This is a genomic window from Arcanobacterium canis (genome assembly GCF_029625435.1).
Taxonomy (GTDB): domain Bacteria; phylum Actinomycetota; class Actinomycetes; order Actinomycetales; family Actinomycetaceae; genus Arcanobacterium; species Arcanobacterium canis.
In genome coordinates, this window is record NZ_CP121208.1 from 476,624 (window position 1) to 495,514 (window position 18,891).

Below are 18,891 nucleotides of genomic sequence, written 5' to 3' on the forward strand. Positions count from 1 at the left end.
AAATGCTCATTCCCCGCCGCACAAAGCACCGTAAGCAGCACCGTCCCACCCGTTCGGGTATGTCCAAGGGCGGCAACACCCTGGCCTTTGGTGAATACGGCATTCAGGCTCTTGAGCCGGCCTACGTCACCAACCGCCAGATCGAAGCAGCACGTATTGCGATGACCCGTCACATCAAGCGTGGCGGCAAGGTGTGGATCAACATCTTCCCGGATCGCCCGCTGACCCAGAAGCCACTCGGTACCCGTATGGGTTCCGGTAAGGGCGCTGTGGAATGGTGGATCGCAAACGTCAAGCCTGGCCGTGTTCTCTTTGAGCTCGGCGGCGTTGACGAGAACCTGGCCCGTGAGGCTATGTCTCGTGCAATGCACAAGCTTCCGATGAAGACCCGTTTTATTACCCGAGAGGAAGGTGAATGATGGCTAAGGGCATCAGCACCGCAGAGCTCGATAAGCTCACCGATGCGCAGCTCGCAGAGCGCCTTGGAGAGTCGAAGGAAGAACTGTTCAACCTTCGTTTCTCCGCCGTGACCCACCGTCTCGAGGACAGCGGTCGCCTGAAGGAAGTTCGCCGCGAAATCGCACGTATCTACACCGTTGCCCGCGAGCGTGAGTTGGGCATCCGCACCGCTCCGTCGGCAAAGAAGTGAGGAACTCAATGAGCGAGCAGATTGAAACGACCCAGCGCAATTACCGTAAGGTTCGCACGGGCTACGTTGTCAGTGAGAAAATGGACAAGACCATCGTGGTTGAGGTTAATGATCGCCGTAAGCACCCGCTTTACGGTAAGGTCATGACTCGTACCAAGAAGGTTAAGGCTCACGACGAGAACAACGAGGCTCACCTCGGCGATCTCGTCCGTATCATGGAGACCCGCCCGTTGTCTGCGACCAAGCATTTCCGCCTGGTCGAGATTATCGAGCGAGCCAAGTGATCTCGGTTTTCCGAGAAGTAACCCATCCGTTCGGCAAGGCTCGAAAGAGAACCGGCACGACGACAGGAGATAATAAATGATCCAGCAGGAGTCGCGGCTGAAAGTCGCCGACAACACCGGTGCGAAGGAAATTCTCACCATCCGTGTTCTCGGTGGCTCGAAGAGGCGCTACGCCGGAATTGGCGACACGATTGTCGCCACCGTCAAGGATGCTATTCCTGGCGGAAATGTGAAGAAGGGCGACGTCGTTAAGGCGGTTGTCGTCCGTGCAACGAAGAGCACGCGCCGCGCTGACGGTTCGTACATCAAGTTCGACGAGAACGCGGCAGTGCTCCTGAAGAACGACAACGAGCCCCGCGGAACCCGTATTTTCGGCCCCGTGGCACGCGAACTGCGCGACAAGAAGTTCATGCGCATCGTCTCGCTCGCTCCGGAGGTGATCTGATGGCGAAGATCAAGAAGGGTGACCTGGTTCAGGTTATCGCTGGTCGCGACAAGGGTCTCCAGGGCCGCGTGCTCGAAGTTGACACCAAGCGTGATCGTGTGGTCGTCGAGGGCGTGCAGCGTGTCAAGAAGCACACCAAGGTGTCCCGCACCGAGCGCGGTGCTGCGACCGGTGGTATCGAGACTGTTGAAGCTCCGATCCACGTGTCGAATGTTGCGCTTGTTGGCCCGGACAAGAAGCCGATTCGCGTTGGCTTCCGTGAGGTCGAAGTGGAGCGTGATGGTCGTAAGAAGATCATGCGCGAGCGCATCGGCCGCCGCGCAGGAGAGGAGATCGAGCTGTGACCCCTCGCAAGAAGGCTATGTACAAGGACGAAATCGTTTCTAAGCTCCAGGAGGAGTTCAAGTACGAGAACGTCTCGCTCATCCCGGGTCTGTCCAAGATCGTCGTGAACATGGGTGTCGGTGACGCCGCTCGTGATTCGAAGGTACTCGACGGCGCTATCGCTGACATCACCGCGATTACTGGCCAGAAGCCGCAGGTGACGAAGGCCCGCAAGTCGATCGCTCAGTTCAAGCTTCGCGAAGGTCAGCCGATCGGCTGCCACGTGACGCTTCGTGGTGATCGTATGTGGGAGTTCCTTGATCGTCTGCTCTCGACCGCTCTGCCGCGTATTCGCGACTTCCGCGGTCTGTCCGCGAAGCAGTTCGACGGCAATGGCAACTACACCTTCGGTCTGACGGAACAGTCCGTGTTCCACGAGATCGACATGGACAAGATTGATCGTGTCCGTGGCATGGATATCACCGTTGTCACCACCGCTAAGACCGACGACGAGGGTCGCTCGCTTCTCAAGCACCTCGGCTTCCCGTTTAAGGAGAACTGACAATGGCGAAAACGTCTCTGAAGGTAAAGGCTGCTCGTAAGCCGAAGTTTGCCGTTCGTGCCTACACGCGCTGCCAGCGCTGTGGCCGTCCGCACTCGGTTTACCGCAAGTTCGGTCTCTGCCGTGTCTGCCTACGTGAGATGGCCCTTGCGGGCGAGCTCCCGGGCGTCAAGAAGTCCAGCTGGTAAGAAACTACGTCGTAGGTCCGTAAGGGAAACCACGACGAGGAAGGGCAGAAGCCCAATGTCTATGACAGACCCAATTGCAGATATGCTCACGCGTCTGCGCAACGCCAATTCGGCGTTCCACGAGTCGGTGTCTATGCCGTACTCGAAGATGAAGGCCAACATCGCCTCGATTCTTGAGCGCGAAGGCTACATCGCCAAGTTCGAGGTGGAGGAGGCGAAAGTCGGCAAGACTCTCACCCTCACCCTCAAGTACGGTTCGGGTCGCGAGCGTGCGCTCGCTGGTCTGCGTCGTATCTCGAAGCCGGGTCTTCGCGTTTACGCGAAGTCCACCAATCTCCCTCAGGTCCTCGGTGGCCTCGGCGTTGCGATTCTTTCGACTTCGTCGGGACTGCTCACTGACCGCGAGGCCAAGGACAAGGGCGTAGGCGGGGAAGTCCTCGCTTACATCTGGTAAGGAAGGAGTTCACAATGTCTCGTATTGGTAAGCTCCCTGTTACCGTCCCAGCTGGCGTAGAGGTCAAGATTGATGGTCGCACCGTTTCGGTGAAGGGCCCCAAGGGTGAACTCACCCATGAGGTTCCTGCTCCGATCGAGGTTGCGCTCGAAGACGGCGAAATCGTCGTTACCCGTCCGAACGATGAGCGCGTTTCGCGTTCGCTTCACGGCCTGACCCGCACACTGATCAACAACAATGTGATTGGTGTGACTGAAGGCTACTCCAAGGCTCTCGAAATCGTCGGCACTGGTTACCGCGTCGTTGCCAAGGGTTCGGATCTCGAGTTTTCGCTCGGCTACTCGCACACCATCCTCGTCGAAGCTCCTGAGGGCATCACCTTCCAGGTTGATGGTCCGACGAAGTTCTCGGTGAATGGCATCAACAAGCAGCTGGTTGGCGAAATCGCTGCCCGCATCCGCAAGCTTCGCAAGCCTGAGCCCTACAAGGGCAAGGGCGTTAAGTACGCCGGTGAGCAGATCCGCCGCAAGGCTGGAAAGGCTGGTAAGTGATGGCAGTATCAATCAAGGGCAAGGGCAAGTTTGTTGCTCGCGCACGCCGCCACATGCGTCTGCGCAAGCGCATCTCGGGTACCACCGAGCGTCCACGTCTCGTTGTCACCCGCTCCAACCGCCACATGGTTGCGCAGGTTATCGACGATACCGTCGGCCGCACCCTGGTGTCTGCTTCCACCCTCGAGGCCGAGCTTCGCTCGGGCTCCGAGAACAAGGTGGACAAGGCGCGCAAGGTTGGCGAGCTCATCGCCAAGCGCGCTACTGAGGCCGGAATTACTGCAGTGGTCTTCGACCGCGGTGGTAACAAGTACCATGGTCGCGTTGCTGCGGTTGCCGATGGCGCCCGCGACGGCGGACTGACCCTGTAAGGCTAAGCGAGAGGATAAAGACATGACTGCAGAGCAGCATGAAGCGAACGGCACCGGACGCGAACAGCGTCAGGGCCGCCGCGGTGGCCGCAACAATGACCGCCGCAACGATCGCCGCGCCGAGGAGAAGAATCCGTACGTCGAGCGCGTGGTCAGCATTAACCGCGTTGCCAAGACCGTCAAGGGTGGTCGTCGTATGTCGTTCACCGCTCTGGTAGTGGTTGGCGATGGCAACGGCACCGTTGGTGTCGGTTACGGCAAGGCAAAGGAAGTTCCTGCAGCAATTGCTAAGGGAACCGAGGAAGCAAAGAAGAACTTCTTCAAGGTTCCGCGCCTGGGCACCACCATCCCGCACGTTGTGCAGGGTGAAGATGCCGCTGGTGTGGTTCTCCTTCGTCCGGCTTCCCAGGGTACCGGTGTTATCGCCGGTGGCCCGGTCCGTGCGATCATGGAAGCCGCTGGTATCCACAACGTGCTGAGCAAGTCGCTCGGTTCCTCCAATGCGATCAACATCGTGCGTGGAACCATTGCGGCTCTCAAGAAACTTGAGCAGCCTGAGGCAGTGGCAGCACGCCGCGGTCTCCCGCTTGAGCGTGTGGCGCCAGCTGGGATGCTCCGTGCTCGTGCTGAGTTCGAGAAGAAGGCTCGTGAAGATGCTGAGGCCGCTGAGGCAGCAGCTGAGAACGAGGCTGCGGCAGCAGGAGTTGGTGCGTAATGAAGCTTCAGATTACTCAGGTTAAGGGCCTCGTTGGCTCGAAGATTAATCAGAAGGAAACCATGAAGACCCTCGGGCTTCGCAAGATTCACCAGAGCGTGGTTCGCGAAGATACCCCAGCGGTTCGCGGTATGATCCGCGCCGTGGCACACCTCGTTGAAGTGGAGGAGGTTGACTGATGGCAGAGCAGAACGAAGGCAAGATCCTGAAGATTCACGATCTCTACCCGGCACCGGGCTCCAAGAAGTCTCGCACCCGCGTTGGTCGCGGTGAGGGCTCGAAGGGCAAGACCGCTGGTCGCGGTACCAAGGGTACGAAGGCTCGTTACCAGGTTCGTCCGGGCTTCGAGGGTGGTCAGATGCCGATGCATATGCGCCTCCCGAAGCTTCGCGGTTTTAAGAACCCGGCTCGCGTTGAGTACCAGGTGGTGAATGTTTCAGCACTGAACGATCTCTTCCCGAATGGCGGAGATGTCACTGTTGAGCAGCTCGTCGCCCTGGGGGCCGTTCGTAGCGGACACCTGGTGAAGGTTCTCGGCAACGGCGATCTGTCGGTGAAGGTTAACGTCACTGTCGATGCTTGGTCTGGCTCCGCTAAGGAGAAGATCGAAGCAGCTGGCGGTTCCGTGAACGCTCGCTGATCGTAATACTCACGATGGGGCTCGCACTTAGTGCGGGCCCCATCTTCATTTTGACGATGCATTATCGTGCTTTTAAGATCAAGAAACGTTCTCAATGAGTGAGATACGCCGCCCAATGTTCAAGTATGTGTGCAATTCCTTGCCGCCGGGTATAGTCTTTTCTTGGCGCTCTGTGCGCCATTACAGAGCCCCCGCCACGAGTGGCCACAATCCAGGAGGAGATTCCTTGTTTAGAGCGCTAGTGTCTGCATTCCGCACGCCGGATCTTCGGCGAAAGTTGCTGATCACAATCCTCATCATGGTGATCTATCGCTTCGGCACCTATGTTCCTGCGCCGTATGTTTCATACAAGAATGTTGAGACATGTTTGACGCAAGCTGGTACTGCAGATCTTCTTGCCATGATGAACATCTTCGCTGGCGGTGGCCTGCTGAAGCTTTCAGTGTTCGCGCTCGGTATTATGCCGTACATCACCTCGTCGATTATCGTCCAGCTGATGCGTGTCGTTATTCCTCGTTTTGAGGAACTACACAAAGAAGGCCAGACTGGTCAGAATAAGCTCACCGAGTACACTCGCTACCTGACAGTATTTCTTGCGATTGTCCAGTCATCGGTGTTCGCTTCGGTTGCTGCCTCCGGTCAGCTTTTCCAGGCCTGCCAGCTTCCCGTGGTTCCGGATTCGAGCCCGTTCCGTCTTCTGATGATCATCCTTGCGATGACTGCTGGAACGACCCTCGTGATGTGGCTTGCAGAAGTGATCACTGAACGCGGTATTGGCAACGGTATGTCTCTTTTGATCTTCACCGGCATTGCAGCGAATTTCCCCGCACTCCTCGGACAGGTGTACCAGGGTAACGGTGGTCTGACCTGGATGATCCTGGTGGTTGCCATGTTCCTCGTGATTACTGCTGTGGTTGTCTATGTTGAGTCCTGCCAGCGTCGTGTCCCGGTTCAGTATGCAAAGCGCGTGATCGGCCGTCGCACATACGGAGGCACTTCAACGTACATTCCGATCAAGATCAATATGGCAAACGTGATCCCCGTGATCTTTGCGTCCTCCATCTTGTCGCTGCCACAGATGATCGCTCAGTTTGGAAACCAGAATTCCACGTGGGTTGCATGGGTTCACAATAACTTCACCTACCAGTCCTTCTGGTACATCTTCACCTATGTCGTGCTGATCATCTTCTTCTCGTTCTTCTACACGTCGATTACTTTCAACCCAGAAGAGATCTCGGACAATATGAAGCGCTACGGCGGTTTTATTCCGGGTATCCGTGCCGGCGCGCCGACGGCGGATTACCTGCGTTACGTTGTTCGTCGCATTAACTGGGTCGGAGCGATTTATCTTGCGATTGTTGCGCTGATTCCGCAGATCGTCTTCGCCCGCATGGGCGTCCAAGGTGCTGCTTTCGGTGGCACGTCAATTATCATTCTCGTTGGAGTTGGTCTGCAGACTGTCAAGGATATTAACGCCCAGCTCCAGCAGCGTCACTACGAAGGATTCTTGCGATGACTCGTCTTATTCTTGTTGGCCCTCCTGGTGCAGGTAAGGGCACACAGGCAACATTCATTTCCGAAGCGTTGTCAATTCCCGCCATCTCCACTGGTGCCATTTTCCGAAAGAATATGTCTGAGGGAACTGAGCTGGGGAAGAAGGCTCAGGAGTACACATCGAAAGGCAACCTCGTTCCTGACGAGATTACCGATGCGATGGTTCGCGATCGTCTTGCGCAAGATGACGCAAAGAATGGCTTCCTTCTCGATGGTTACCCCCGCAATCTCGCCCAGGTTGACGCATTGGATGCGATGCTGGCAGAAAAGGGCGAGGCAATCGATGTCGTCGTCGAAATTGCTATTCCGGATGAGGATATTGTCGGCCGACTTCTCAATCGTGCAAAGATCGAGGGACGTGCCGATGATACTGAAGAGGTTATCAAGCACCGTATTGAGGTCTACCACGCCGAGACTGCTCCACTTGTGGACGTCTATGCAAAGCGCGGACTCGTTCTCGAAGTGGATGGTAACGGAAGTATCGAAGATGTGACCGAGCGCATCCTGTCTGCATTGAAAGAGCATCTTGCCTGATGCGCGTACGCGACAAGATTGAATATAAGACAGATGACCAGTTTCGTGCGATGCGCGAGGCTGGTCTCGTCGTAGCGCGAATCCATCAGGCTCTGCGTGAAAACGTGCGTGCGGGCGTGACCACCAAAGAGCTCGACGACGTCGCTTTGCAGGTTCTCGATGAAGCCGGCGTAAAGTCGAACTTTTTTGGATACTACGGATATCCGGCGCAAACATGTATTTCAGTGAATTCGACGATCGTACACGGCATCCCGAACGACTACGTTTTGCAACCTGGAGATCTTGTTTCCTTTGATTGCGGAGCAGTCGTGAATGGATGGAATGGCGATGCTGCGTTTTCTGTAGTATTGCCTGGTGGCGATCCAAAGGTTCGAGCTGACCGCCAGCGGTTGTGTGCTCAGACCGAGGAATCGATGTGGGTTGGCATTGCTGCGATGGCTCAGGGACGTTTCGTTGGCGATATTGGAGAAGCGATTGACGACTACGTCATGTCGCTTCCCTCTAGTGAGCGGCCGGACATCGTCCTTGACTATGTCGGTCATGGAATTGGAACGTCAATGCACTTGCCTCCCGACGTACCGAACTACAACACTGGGGATCGCGGGCCACGACTGAAGCCGGGAATGGCCTTGTGTATCGAACCCATGCTTACCGCTGGCAAGCAGGACAATAAGACGCTTTCCGATGACTGGACAGTAGTGACCATTGATGGCAAAGATGCGTGCCATTGGGAACACGAAGTTGTCCTCCACGAGGGTGGTATCTGGGTGATTACCTCTCCCGACGGCGGTGCAAGCGAGCTTGCGCGTTTCGGAGTCGAGGTTGCTCCTCTCGATTGAGACGTATCGGGTGGCAGGGTTTTCTGCCACCCGATTGTTTTCTGCGTTGCGGACTTCCCGACGAGGGGGCACTATCGAACAACGTAGTAGTGACGTGCTCCACCGCATTGTCACTTTTCAAAACAAAGTATTCGGGCGTAAACTTATCTATTGGTGCATTCTGCGCGCAGAATCACTCACTGTTCCATCGGGGCAGTGCCAAATTGCAATCAACGTAAGCGGAGAATATGGCGAAAAAAGAAGGCGTCATCGAGGTAGAAGGCACGGTCGTTGAGGCCCTGCCTAATGCGATGTTTCGAGTCGAGTTGGAGAACGGGCACGTCGTGCTCGCTCACATTTCTGGCAAGATGCGCCAGCACTACATCAAGATTCTTCAAGAGGACCGCGTGGTCGTGGAGATGACTCCCTACGATCTGTCCCGTGGCCGAATCGTCTACCGCTACAAGTAAAACTCCGCCTTTCGAGGCGGGCAAGGAAGAACGACAACTATGAAGGTCAAGCCGTCTGTTAAGAAGATCTGCGAAAACTGCAAGATCATTCGCCGGCATGGTCGCGTCATGGTCATCTGCGACAATCCGCGACACAAGCAGCGTCAGGGCTGAAACTGACATTTTGAAAGAGGCATTGCAGGCGAAAGCCAACCCTCGGTCCGAAGGCCGGGGCCCGTTTGGGAAGCAATGTTCCACACCTTCGGATGAAAAATAGGAGCCAACACAATGGCACGTCTCTCTGGAGTTGATCTCCCTCGCGAAAAGCGTATCGAGGTTGCTCTCACCTACATTTTCGGCATTGGACACACTCGCGCGGTTGAAACCCTCGCCGCTACCGGTGTCAACCCTGATACCCGCGTTAAGGACCTCACTGAGGATGACCTCGTCAAGCTGAAGAACCACATTGACGAGTCCTACAAGGTCGAAGGCGATCTTCGACGTGAGATCCAGGCGGACATCCGCCGCAAGATTGAAATCGGTTCTTACCAGGGCCGTCGTCACCGCATGGGCCTGCCGGTTCACGGTCAGCGCACGAAGACCAATGCTCGTACCCGCAAGGGCCCGAAGCGTACGGTTGCGGGTAAGAAGAAGTAGTAGTTCCGCTTTTTAGCGAGAATCGACGATATTCAGGAGTATTGACAAAAAATGCCACCAAAGTCTCAGAACCGGTCGCGCCGTAACCTTCGTAAGAACGTTGGCAACGGCCAGGCTCATATCAAGTCCACCTTCAACAACACGATCGTTTCGATCACCGACACCAAGGGCGAAGTTATCGCTCAGGCATCGTCGGGCATGGTCGGCTTCAAGGGTTCGCGTAAGTCTACCCCATATGCAGCTCAGCTTGCTGCTGAGAACGCTGCACGCCGCGCAATCGAGCAGGGTGTGAAGAAAGTTGACGTTTTCGTGAAGGGTCCGGGTTCAGGCCGCGAGACCGCTATTCGTTCGCTGACCGCCGCTGGTCTGGAAGTGACGTCGATTTCGGACGTGACCCCTCAGGCTCATAATGGCGTTCGTCCGCCCAAGCGCCGTCGCGTTTGATCCACTGGCCTTCGGGCTTTTCCTCGGCGGCGCCGCCGCCACCTGAGAGGATCGTGTAATAGGCGTCATATAGTGGGCGTCATGTGAAAGGAAAACATAGTGATCATTGAACAGCGTCCAGTGCTGCGTGAGGAGCAGCTGTCCGAGACCCGCTCTCGCTTCACTCTTGAGCCGCTTGAGCCGGGCTTCGGATATACGCTTGGCAATTCGCTCCGTCGTACCCTTCTGTCCTCGATCCCGGGAGCTGCTGTGACCTCCGTCCATATCGACGGTGTACTTCACGAGTTCTCAACCATCGAGGGCGTCAAGGAAGACGTTGCTGAGATCATTCTGAACATCAAGGATCTGGTCGTGACTTCAGAAAACGACGAGCCTGTTCAGATGTACCTGCGCAAGGCAGGCCCGGGTCAAGTTCTTGCCTCCGATATCACTCCGCCAGCAGGTGTGGAGATCCACAATCCGGATCTCGTGCTTGCCACGCTCAATGAGAAGGGCAAGCTTGAAGTGGACCTCACGGTGGAGCGTGGCCGCGGCTACGTATCTGCTTCGCTGAATAAGTCCCCGGATGACGAGATCGGACGTATCCCGGTTGATTCGATCTACTCGCCCGTGGTCAAGGTTTCCTACAAGGTTGAAGCAACTCGAGTTGGTCAGCGCACCGACTTCGATAAGCTCATCGTTGATGTTGAGACGAAGGCTTCGATGCTTCCGCGCGACGCATTTGCGTCTGCTGGTAAGACCCTCGTTGAGTTGTTCGGTCTGACCACCGAGCTGAATGAGGAAGTTGAAGGACTGGAACTGAAGGAAGCTCCAGTTGTTGAGATGCAGTCGTCTGACCTTGCCCGCCCGATCACGATTCTCAACCTCCCAGCGCGCTCACAGAACTGCCTACAGCGCGAGGGAATCCACACGATTGGCGAACTTGTTCAGCGTTCGGAGGCCGACTTGCTCGATATTCGTAACTTCGGTGCGAAGTCGATCGAGGACGTTAAGGATGAGCTTGCGAAGCTCGACCTCCACCTGAAGGATTCTCCGGCCGGCTTCAATGCTGGTTTCGGTGATGACAATTACGCCATGTTCAGCGACGATTCGCAGGCCTGAGCCCGCGAGAAATACTTTTAATAGGAGAACATCATGCCGAAGCCCGCAAAGGGTCCACGCCTGGGAGGATCCCCGGCGAACGAGCGCAAGATCATTGCTAACCTCTGCAAGGCGCTCATCACTAACGAGTCTGTTGTGACCACCGAGACCCGCGCTCGTCGCGTGCGTCCGCACATCGAGAAGCTCATCACGAAGGCGAAGAAGGGCGATACCCACAACCGTCGTCTCGCGCTGCGCACCCTCGGTGACCGCGAAGTTGCCTACATCCTCTTCGAAGAGCTTGCTCCGAAGTTCGAAGGCCGCAACGGTGGCTACACCCGTATCGTGAAGCTTGCCAACCGCAAGGGCGACAACGCGCCGATGGCTGAGATTTCACTCGTTACCGAGAAGGTTTCGCCGAAGCCGTCGAAGAAGAAGGCTGCTCAGGACGCAACGCCTGCCGCTTCTACTGAGGCAGCAGAGTCCGCCTCCTCAGAGTCGTCAGCTTCCTCACAGTCCTCGGCAACAGCCGAGTCCGCTGAGTGATCTGAAGTCCGCTGAGTGATCTGAAGTCCGCTGAGTGATCTGAAGTCCGCTGAGTGATCTGAAGTAAGGGTGTGGGCCGGAAGGAAATCCTTCCGGCCCACACCCTTACTCTCACTGTTCACGATGAGCACAGATAGCCAAAATTATGAGCGGGTTGGCTTTTCGTCAGTATCACTGCTGAGCACAGTTGTGGGATGAGGGGTTGCCATTGACCATGCGCGAACACCTCCCGACGTCCCAGCCATGTTGGGCACAAAAATTGCTGGCGTCAGGCGTGATCGGACTGAATCGGTAATCCGTGCAGCATTCCCTCCGCCGATATATAGCTGGTCCCAACGAAATACCGGCATGAGTGAGTCGATAGCTTTCAAGACTCGTCGCGACCACGCGGAATCACCCAGACGCAGGCGTTCTGCCTCGCCCACAACATCATCGTAAGTTAGGCCCCACTTCATCGGAGCATGAGAGATTTCGAGATGTGGAGCTAGGCGTCCGTTATCGAGAAATGCTGTCCCGAGCCCAGTGCCAAGTGTCATGACAAGTTCGAGGCCGTGGCCGCGGACAACGCCCGCTGCGGCGACTTCGGCGTCGTTGAGTACGAGGACAGGGACGTTAAAGCGTACTTCAAGCGCTGTTTGTAAATCGAGGCCATTCCACATCTGTTCGAGCTGCGGAAGCGGCCGGGTGTGCGGGCCGGAGCGCCGGATATAGTGCGGGGTATAGACGACGACTCCGTGTCGGATCATTCCCGGCAGGCCCACTGTGATTCGGGTAAATGTTCCATGTGTGCGCGCATGATCGGCGATAATCTCAATGAGGTCGTCAGGGGAAAAAGGATAGGGCACCGGCGTCCGCAGAGAATCACCGATTTGAAAACCTCCGCTATTGAGTAAAGCTGATTTGATTCCGCCGCCGCCGCAGTCGACGGTCAACGTCAGTTCGTGGGAAACTTCTGTCATGGATTCGACGGTATCGCACACAACAAGAATTCGCATCGATTGTGCTTATGACGGTGCGGCTTTTCACGGTTGGGCTCGCCAACCTCAGCTGCGCACGGTGCAAGGTGTCCTTGAGGAGGCCCTTGAGCGCATCTTGAGAGAGCCAATCACGTTGACCGTTGCAGGGCGTACCGACGCTGGTGTACACGCCAGTGGTCAGGTAGCGCATTTCGATGTATCGTCATCCACGTGGCAGACGTTGCCCGGTCGCTCCACATTTTCTCCAGCACAGTCACTCGTACGTCGGCTCAATGCTGTCACTGCGGCGGGAGCGAGGGAAGCGGGGATTCCTGGTTACACCGACGTCGTCGTGACAAGTGCGCAGGAAGTACCCGCGACATTCGATGCTCGTTTTTCTGCTCTGTGGCGAGCGTATACCTATCGTATGGCTGAGGGGCCGCGAGCCTGGGATCCTAAACGTCGTGACGTGCTGTGGCTGCCAGAGGAACTGGACATCGATGCTATGAATCGGGCTGCTCAAACCATTCTCGGTGAACACGACTTCTTGTCATTTTGCCGTCCGCGGGAAGGTGCATCAACCGTGCGTACACTTCATGAATTGCGTTTTGAGCGCACAGATTCTCTTCTGCTTGGATATGCACGTGCCGATGCGTTCTGCCATTCACAGGTGCGCACACTCATGGGGACAATGATCGAGGTCGGCCGTCAGGCGCGTTCAGAAGAGTGGCCGCTCGAACGGCTCAAGGCTGCTTCTCGTGATGGTGAGGTGATTGTTGCGCCTCCTCACCCTCTCACTCTTGAAGAGATTGGATATCCGTGCGAAAGCGAATATGGAACGCAGGCCACATTGGCGCGTAGGTTCCGTGGGTCAACATCGCAAAACGTTGACAATTGTGGGGAATGAAGCCGCTCACAGCCCCATCTTTCCTTTGACGGAGTAACCTGAACCGACTAGAGTGGGTAAATGCTGTGGAAACTCATGCGTCGATGCTTATTCCCACTCGTCGCGCGAGAGGTTCCCACCGTTAACTTTGACCAGGGGCAAACCGCTTTAAAATAAGCCATTTTTGAAGCGTGAAGCCCACGATTAACAGAAACGAAGGCTACGCAAGTGCGCACTTATACACCGAAGCCCGGGGACGTTGAGAAGAAGTGGTACGTCATCGACGCCACCGATATCGTCCTTGGCCGTCTGGCAGCTCAAGTTGCCAACCTGCTCCGTGGGAAGCACAAGCCCAACTTCGCTCCGAACGCTGACACCGGCGATTTCGTCATCGTGATCAACGCCGAGAAGGTGGCGCTCACGGGTGCAAAGCTCGAACAGAAGAAGGCTTACCACCACTCTGGTTTCCCGGGTGGTTTGAAGGCTACGTCCTACGCCGAACTCCTGGAGGAGAATCCGGAGAAGGCTGTCATGAAGGCTGTCGCGGGCATGGTCCCGAAGACCACCCTCGGACGTCAGCAGCTGACCAAGCTCAAGGTTTACCGCGGTGCGGAACATCCGCACGCTGCTCAGCAGCCGGAGGCCTACGAGCTCAAGCAGGTCGTTCAGTAAGGCCCGGGCGCTGCCCGCAAGATTTTAAGGAGAAGCTGTGGCTGAAACCACTGCAACTGAAGAGTTCGAGGAGACCCCAACCTCGTACACTACCGTGAGCGAAACTGAGCACACGGGTCAGGGTGCTTCGCTGACGGCTCCGGGCGCAGGCCTGGGTCGCCGTAAGGAAGCGATTGCTCGTGTCCGCCTCGTGCCGGGCACTGGCGAATGGAAGATCAACGGTCGCACACTTGAGGAGTACTTCCCGAACAAGCTGCACCAGCAGCTCGTGCATTCACCGTTCGTTCTTCTCGACATCGAAGGCCGTTTTGACGTGATCGCCCGTATCAACGGCGGTGGCACGTCCGGTCAAGCAGGAGCTTTGCGCATGGGTATCTCCCGCGCGCTCAATGAGATCGATCGTGAGTCGAATCGTCCAGCACTGAAGAAGGCTGGCTTCCTCACTCGCGACGCTCGTGCAGTCGAGCGTAAGAAGGCTGGTTTGAAGAAGGCCCGCAAGGCTTCGCAGTTCTCGAAGCGCTGATCGATATCGATTACTTTTCAAAAAGCATCCCCGCCGAGGCGGGGATGCTTTTTCTTTCTGTGGTTGAGTATGATCCCGACTCTCCCGGCTCTCCCGGCTTGCCTGGCGACGCTAGTGACATCGAAGTGGAATAATGGCAGAGTTACAAAATCTTAATGAAGGAGGCGTTATGGCTCGCATGTTCGGTACAGACGGCGTTCGTGGCCTGGCGAATAAGGACATCACCGTTGACCTAGCGGTGAAGCTAGGAGAGGCTGGTGGCCGTGTCCTGGCGAAAGGCGTTGAAGGGCGACGCCCGAAGGCGATTATTGGCCGTGACACGCGTCAGTCCTCTCCAATGCTCTCGCACGCTCTCGGCGCTGGCCTTGCAGCGGCCGGTATCGACGTGGAACACGCCCGTGAAATTCCGACTCCGGGTATCGCTTACCTGACGGCAGAAAAGGGCTATGATCTCGGCGTGGTGATTTCGGCGTCGCATAATGCCATGCCGGATAACGGCATTAAGTTCATTTCGTCCAATGGTTTCAAACTTGATGATTCAGTCGAAGATGAAATTGAAGCTGTTCTGGGCCAAGAATGGGAACGTCCAACCGGTGAAGGCGTGGGACGTGTGACGGAAAACGCTGTGGTCACCGATCGTGCTTACATGGACCATCTCGTCTCGTGTGGCGCACCACTCAACGGTCTGCGTATCGCGTTGGACTGCGCCAATGGTGCCGCCTCCGAAGTCGCGCCGACGGTGTTCCGCGAACTCGGCGCCGACGTTGTGGTGATCAACGCTGAGCCTGATGGCCGTAACATCAATCTCAATGCTGGCTCAACCCACCCCAAGGCTCTCCAAGCGATGGTTGTGGCCTCGGGAGCGGATATGGGATTTGCATTCGACGGCGACGCAGATCGTTGCCTTGCTGTTGATGAAGACGGCAATATGGTCGATGGAGATCAGATCATGGGGCTGCTTGCTGTTGACTTACATGAACAGGGTAAGCTTGCAAACGACACCCTCGTGATCACGGTCATGAGTAACCTCGGCCTACGTTTGGCAATGAAAGAAAAGGGTATCAACGTCGCGATTACCGGCGTCGGCGATCGTTATGTTCTCGAAGAAATGTTAGCCAAAGGCCATGTGCTCGGGGGCGAACAATCAGGCCATGTCATTGATCTTGAGCACGCAACTACTGGCGACGGAACGCTCACAGCGATTCTCGTGTCGTCCATCGTTGCCCGCAAGGGTGCACCGAAGCTATCTGAACTCGTCGGCTTCGTTAAGCGCTTGCCACAAACCCTGATCAACGTGCGTGGCGTGGACAAGACCGCAACCGACAAGATTGCTGACGAAGTTGCGCAAGCTGAGAAGGAACTCGGAGAAACAGGCCGCGTGCTGCTGCGTGCGTCAGGAACTGAACCCCTCGTTCGCGTGATGGTTGAGGCTGCGACACAGAAGCAAGCTGATGATGTTGCCAAGCGTCTGGCGGCTGTTGTGGAAGAGAAGTTGGCTTTGTAGCACACTGAAGCGACATCAACGCGCCGACGTCGGTAGGGCAAACCTTCGACGTCGGCGCGTGTTGTCTCGCCAGCACTAGATGCGCTTGAGATGAACCTTCTCGATACGGTGGTTTTCGCCCTTTGTCAGAATGACTGTGGCACGTGGCCGCGTGGGAGCGATGTTTTCGCGCAGATTAGGCAGGTTAATGGCACGCCAGATATCGCGCGCAGTGGAGATCGCCTGCTCATCAGAGAGACCAGCGTAGGTGGTGAAATATGAACGCGGATCAGAAAATGCTGTGGTGCGCAGTTTTAAGAATCGATCCACGTACCACTGCTCAAGGCTTGTTTCTGGGGCATCGAGGTAAATGGTGAAATCGAAGTAGTCATAGACCCCGGCATATTGGCCGGTGGCATCCAATTTTGCTGGCTGGAGGAGCGTCAGCCCCTCGACAATCAAAATATCTGGTTGAGATACCGTGATCGTTTCCCCAGGCACGATGTCGTAGGAAATGTGATCGTACACCGGCACTTCGGCGTCGCGCCCGGATTTGATCGTGTCAAGGAAGCGCGTCAGCGCACCAGGAATATAAGACTCGGGGAAACCTTTGCGTCCCATGAGTCCGCAGGCTTCGAGTTGTGCGTTGGGCATGAGGAACCCATCGGTGGGTACTAAAGCAACGTTTGGTGTACCAGGCCAACGTGAGAGCAATTCGCGCAGGAGACGCGCAGAGGTTGATTTTCCGACAGAAACTGACCCCGCGATTCCTACAATAAATGGCGTGCGGGCCTGCGAAAAACCGAGGAATTCTTTTGCTCGTGAAAAGAGTGCGCCTTGAGCTTGTGCGTACATCTGGATAATTGCAGCCAGCGGACGGTAAATCGCATCTGCCTCGGTCAACGAGATGGGATCTCCAAGGGATGAGAGCCGAGTGAGATCTCGATCTGTCAGCGGAAGGGCAGTGGAGGAGGCAAGGTCGGCCCATTGATCGTGGTCAAAAGTCACGTATGGCATGACATAAGTGTGACATGTTTTCTGTGTCTGAGGCTGGTGGAAGCGTGTGAATGCGCGTTACATTTGCCACGTTGATGGCACGGAATTCGTGACACCCCACCACCGGAAACAATCGATGCGTCGTGTGTCGCAGAACTTTTGACTCATTCAACGTATATTTTGTGGCATGTGTGGAATCGTTGGATATATTGGCCAGGCTGTTTCGGCCCGCCCACTCGATGTTGTTCTTGAAGGTCTATCGCGTCTGGAGTATCGCGGCTACGATTCGGCCGGCGTTGCTATTGCTGCAGGCGGTGGCGTCAATTTACGCAAAAGGCAAGGGCGTGTGGACAACCTGCGTCACTCGCTTGAGGAACTGCCCTTAGGAGAAGGGAAGGCCGCCATCGGCCATACCCGCTGGGCCACGCACGGCGTGCCGAGCGATCGTAACTCGCACCCACATGCGTCTGCTGACGGCAAAGTTGCCATCGTCCACAACGGAATTATCGAAAACTACCGATCGCTTCGTGGTGAATTGGAATCGGACGGCATCACTTTCGCCTCCGATACAGACTCGGAGGTCATCGCCCATCTCTTGGCTGGACAGCTTGCCGACGGTGCCGACATCACCGAAGCAATGCGTCGCGTGGCGTTGCGCTTGGAAGGCTCGTTTGCCACGGTTGCCGTGAGTGCTGAATACCCCGACGTCGTGGTAGGCGCGCGCCGTAATTCTCCGCTTGTGATCGGGCTGGGGGATGGAGAGAACTTCGTCGGCTCGGACGTTGCGGCGTTCGTCGGTTCGACGACGACGGCGATGGAAGTCGATCAAGATCGCATCGTCACCTTGCACGCCGACAACGTCGAAATCCGTGATTTTGATGGAAATCTGGTTCAGGGGAAGACATACGAAGTCGAATGGAACGCTGAAATGGCGATGCATGAGGGCTACGACACCTACATGGAAAAGGAAATCCATGAACAACCCACTGCTGTGGCTGAGACGTTGCGCGGACGCATGGTGGATGGCGCGCTGACGTTGGATGAACTTCGCATTACTGAGGAAGAACTGCGAAGCGTTGACAAAATCATCGTTGTGGCGTGTGGAACCGCAGCTTACGCGGGGCACGTCGCCAAATATGCAATCGAGCACTGGTGCCGCATCGGCGTCGAAGTCGAGCTTGCCCACGAGTTCCGCTACCGCGACCCTATCCTTACGCCTCGAACACTGGTTGTCGCAATCTCGCAGTCGGGGGAGACTATGGACACGCTGATGGCGATCCGCCACGCGCGTGAACAGGGCTCGCGCGTATTGGCTATTGTCAATACTTACGGTTCAACCATCGCCCGAGAATCAGACGCCGTTTTGTACACTCACGCCGGGCCAGAAGTTGCTGTTGCGTCCACGAAGGCGTTCACTGCGCAGATTACGGCAACGTATCTGCTCGGCCTCTACCTCGCCCAACTACGTGGAAATAAATTCCCTGACGAAGTGGCAACGTACCTCGATGAGCTGGCACTGATGCCTGAACGCATCGAAGCAGTGCTGGAGCAGGAAGATAAAATCAAGGGCCTGGCAAACAAGATGCAGGACGCTGACTCGGTTCTCTTCCTGGGGCGTCACGTCGGTTTCCCGATTGCACTCGAAGGCGCTCTGAAGCTCAAGGAACTTGCGTATATTCACGCTGAAGGTTTCGCAGCCGGCGAGCTCAAGCATGGGCCGATTGCTTTGGTTGAGGAGGGGTTGCCAGTGTTCTTCATTGTGCCGACTCCGCGCCGGCCGCTTCTGCATTCGAAGGTGATCTCCAACATTGCTGAGGTTCGCGCTCGTGGTGCTCGCGTCGTCGCGATTGCGGAGGAAGGAGATAGTGCAGTGGATGACATTTCAGAATTTGTCATTCGCGTTCCGTGTTCTACTCCGACGCTGATGATGCCGTTGGTGACGGTTGTCCCGTTGCAGATCTTCGCTGGCGCGCTTGCGACGGCAAAGGGATACGACGTTGACAAGCCCCGTAACCTGGCAAAGTCAGTCACCGTGGAATAGAAAAGTCACCAAAGCGCCGGCGTCTTAAACGATGCCGGCGCTTTGTCGTTCACAAATGTAGTGTGCTCT

The 18,891-nt window shown here is 56.2% G+C and carries 29 protein-coding genes; 27 read left to right on the forward strand and 2 right to left on the reverse strand.

Translation table 11 applies throughout. The features are described from left to right. Window positions 1-2 precede the first annotated feature (2 nt). From rplP to rplQ, 22 genes are all read left to right on the forward strand, one after another. Complete coding sequence (gene rplP / locus P7079_RS02105; protein WP_278013190.1) at window positions 3-419, forward strand: 50S ribosomal protein L16; 417 nt, start codon at window positions 3-5, stop codon at window positions 417-419. Then, window positions 416-649, forward strand: coding sequence for a 50S ribosomal protein L29 (rpmC, locus tag P7079_RS02110; protein WP_370870596.1), 234 nt, complete (start codon window positions 416-418; stop codon window positions 647-649). The genes rplP and rpmC overlap by 4 nt, the downstream gene beginning before the upstream one ends. 8 nt (window positions 650-657) lie before the next feature. Beyond that, window positions 658-933 carry a 30S ribosomal protein S17 gene (gene rpsQ / locus P7079_RS02115; protein WP_278013191.1) on the forward strand — a complete coding sequence of 92 codons (276 nt, stop codon included), beginning with the start codon at window positions 658-660 and terminating at the stop codon, window positions 931-933. A gap of 76 nt (window positions 934-1,009) precedes the next feature. Further along, window positions 1,010-1,378, forward strand: a complete 369-nt coding sequence (gene rplN / locus P7079_RS02120) for a 50S ribosomal protein L14 (protein ID WP_278013192.1) — start codon at window positions 1,010-1,012, stop codon at window positions 1,376-1,378. Next, window positions 1,378-1,722, forward strand: a complete 345-nt coding sequence (gene rplX / locus P7079_RS02125) for a 50S ribosomal protein L24 (protein WP_278013193.1) — start codon at window positions 1,378-1,380, stop codon at window positions 1,720-1,722. The genes rplN and rplX overlap by 1 nt, the downstream gene beginning before the upstream one ends. Further along, window positions 1,719-2,264, forward strand: a complete 546-nt coding sequence (gene rplE, locus P7079_RS02130; protein ID WP_278013194.1) for a 50S ribosomal protein L5 — start codon at window positions 1,719-1,721, stop codon at window positions 2,262-2,264. The genes rplX and rplE overlap by 4 nt, the downstream gene beginning before the upstream one ends. A 2-nt stretch (window positions 2,265-2,266) precedes the next feature. Further along, window positions 2,267-2,452, forward strand: coding sequence for a type Z 30S ribosomal protein S14 (locus P7079_RS02135; protein ID WP_278013195.1), 186 nt, complete (start codon window positions 2,267-2,269; stop codon window positions 2,450-2,452). A gap of 55 nt (window positions 2,453-2,507) precedes the next feature. Next, complete coding sequence (gene rpsH, locus P7079_RS02140) at window positions 2,508-2,906, forward strand: 30S ribosomal protein S8 (RefSeq protein ID WP_278013196.1); 399 nt, start codon at window positions 2,508-2,510, stop codon at window positions 2,904-2,906. 14 nt (window positions 2,907-2,920) lie between these two features. Continuing rightward, window positions 2,921-3,457, forward strand: coding sequence for a 50S ribosomal protein L6 (gene rplF, locus P7079_RS02145; protein ID WP_278013197.1), 537 nt, complete (start codon window positions 2,921-2,923; stop codon window positions 3,455-3,457). Further along, complete coding sequence (rplR, locus tag P7079_RS02150) at window positions 3,457-3,828, forward strand: 50S ribosomal protein L18 (RefSeq protein ID WP_278013584.1); 372 nt, start codon at window positions 3,457-3,459, stop codon at window positions 3,826-3,828. Before rplF ends, rplR begins: the two co-directional genes overlap by 1 nt. A gap of 22 nt (window positions 3,829-3,850) precedes the next feature. Further along, entirely contained in the window at window positions 3,851-4,543 is a 693-nt protein-coding gene (gene rpsE, locus P7079_RS02155; RefSeq protein ID WP_278013198.1) for a 30S ribosomal protein S5, read from the forward strand. Next, window positions 4,543-4,722, forward strand: coding sequence for a 50S ribosomal protein L30 (rpmD, locus tag P7079_RS02160; RefSeq protein ID WP_278013199.1), 180 nt, complete (start codon window positions 4,543-4,545; stop codon window positions 4,720-4,722). The genes rpsE and rpmD overlap by 1 nt, the downstream gene beginning before the upstream one ends. Then, window positions 4,722-5,183 carry a 50S ribosomal protein L15 gene (gene rplO, locus P7079_RS02165; protein ID WP_278013200.1) on the forward strand — a complete coding sequence of 154 codons (462 nt, stop codon included), beginning with the start codon at window positions 4,722-4,724 and terminating at the stop codon, window positions 5,181-5,183. Before rpmD ends, rplO begins: the two co-directional genes overlap by 1 nt. Before the next feature lie 226 nt (window positions 5,184-5,409). After that, window positions 5,410-6,699 (forward strand): preprotein translocase subunit SecY, encoded by a 1,290-nt coding sequence (gene secY / locus P7079_RS02170; RefSeq protein WP_278013201.1) that lies wholly within the window; start codon window positions 5,410-5,412, stop codon window positions 6,697-6,699. Further along, a complete protein-coding gene (locus tag P7079_RS02175) occupies window positions 6,696-7,271 on the forward strand; it encodes an adenylate kinase (protein WP_278013202.1) in 576 nt (191 codons plus the stop codon). Before secY ends, P7079_RS02175 begins: the two co-directional genes overlap by 4 nt. Next, on the forward strand, window positions 7,271-8,110 hold the full coding sequence (gene map, locus P7079_RS02180) for a type I methionyl aminopeptidase (protein WP_278013203.1): 840 nt from the start codon (window positions 7,271-7,273) through the stop codon (window positions 8,108-8,110). The genes P7079_RS02175 and map overlap by 1 nt, the downstream gene beginning before the upstream one ends. 227 nt (window positions 8,111-8,337) lie before the next feature. Continuing rightward, window positions 8,338-8,559 (forward strand): translation initiation factor IF-1, encoded by a 222-nt coding sequence (gene infA, locus P7079_RS02185; RefSeq protein WP_278013204.1) that lies wholly within the window; start codon window positions 8,338-8,340, stop codon window positions 8,557-8,559. 39 nt (window positions 8,560-8,598) lie between these two features. Then, a complete protein-coding gene (gene rpmJ / locus P7079_RS02190) occupies window positions 8,599-8,712 on the forward strand; it encodes a 50S ribosomal protein L36 (RefSeq protein ID WP_278013205.1) in 114 nt (37 codons plus the stop codon). Between the two features lie 114 nt (window positions 8,713-8,826). After that, window positions 8,827-9,195 carry a 30S ribosomal protein S13 gene (gene rpsM, locus P7079_RS02195; RefSeq protein WP_278013206.1) on the forward strand — a complete coding sequence of 123 codons (369 nt, stop codon included), beginning with the start codon at window positions 8,827-8,829 and terminating at the stop codon, window positions 9,193-9,195. Window positions 9,196-9,246: 51 nt separating this feature from the next. Further along, window positions 9,247-9,639 (forward strand): 30S ribosomal protein S11, encoded by a 393-nt coding sequence (gene rpsK, locus P7079_RS02200; RefSeq protein ID WP_278013207.1) that lies wholly within the window; start codon window positions 9,247-9,249, stop codon window positions 9,637-9,639. A 99-nt stretch (window positions 9,640-9,738) separates the two neighbouring features. Beyond that, on the forward strand, window positions 9,739-10,740 hold the full coding sequence (locus P7079_RS02205; protein ID WP_278013208.1) for a DNA-directed RNA polymerase subunit alpha: 1,002 nt from the start codon (window positions 9,739-9,741) through the stop codon (window positions 10,738-10,740). A 33-nt stretch (window positions 10,741-10,773) separates the two neighbouring features. Continuing rightward, entirely contained in the window at window positions 10,774-11,265 is a 492-nt protein-coding gene (gene rplQ, locus P7079_RS02210; RefSeq protein ID WP_278013209.1) for a 50S ribosomal protein L17, read from the forward strand. A gap of 143 nt (window positions 11,266-11,408) precedes the next feature. On the opposite strand, the gene P7079_RS02215 is transcribed toward rplQ, so the two are convergent. Beyond that, window positions 11,409-12,224, reverse strand: coding sequence for an ROK family protein (locus P7079_RS02215; RefSeq protein WP_278013210.1), 816 nt, complete (start codon window positions 12,222-12,224; stop codon window positions 11,409-11,411). Here P7079_RS02215 and truA point away from each other — a divergent pair. From truA to glmM, 4 genes are all read left to right on the forward strand, one after another. Beyond that, on the forward strand, window positions 12,223-13,128 hold the full coding sequence (gene truA / locus P7079_RS02220; protein ID WP_278013211.1) for a tRNA pseudouridine(38-40) synthase TruA: 906 nt from the start codon (window positions 12,223-12,225) through the stop codon (window positions 13,126-13,128). The two genes, P7079_RS02215 and truA, sit on opposite strands and share 2 nt — an antisense overlap. A 207-nt stretch (window positions 13,129-13,335) precedes the next feature. Next, entirely contained in the window at window positions 13,336-13,779 is a 444-nt protein-coding gene (gene rplM, locus P7079_RS02225) for a 50S ribosomal protein L13 (protein ID WP_278013212.1), read from the forward strand. Between the two features lie 37 nt (window positions 13,780-13,816). Continuing rightward, window positions 13,817-14,302, forward strand: a complete 486-nt coding sequence (rpsI, locus tag P7079_RS02230; protein ID WP_278013213.1) for a 30S ribosomal protein S9 — start codon at window positions 13,817-13,819, stop codon at window positions 14,300-14,302. Between the two features lie 169 nt (window positions 14,303-14,471). After that, window positions 14,472-15,806, forward strand: a complete 1,335-nt coding sequence (glmM, locus tag P7079_RS02235; protein ID WP_278013214.1) for a phosphoglucosamine mutase — start codon at window positions 14,472-14,474, stop codon at window positions 15,804-15,806. Between the two features lie 75 nt (window positions 15,807-15,881). Here glmM and coaA read toward each other — a convergent pair whose 3' ends face one another. Beyond that, window positions 15,882-16,802, reverse strand: coding sequence for a type I pantothenate kinase (gene coaA, locus P7079_RS02240; protein ID WP_278013215.1), 921 nt, complete (start codon window positions 16,800-16,802; stop codon window positions 15,882-15,884). Window positions 16,803-16,968: 166 nt separating this feature from the next. On the opposite strand from coaA, the gene glmS reads away from it, so the two are divergent. Continuing rightward, the gene (gene glmS, locus P7079_RS02245; RefSeq protein WP_278013216.1) at window positions 16,969-18,822 is read left to right on the forward strand and encodes a glutamine--fructose-6-phosphate transaminase (isomerizing); all 1,854 of its coding nucleotides are present in this window, start codon (window positions 16,969-16,971) and stop codon (window positions 18,820-18,822) included. Window positions 18,823-18,891 lie beyond the last annotated feature (69 nt).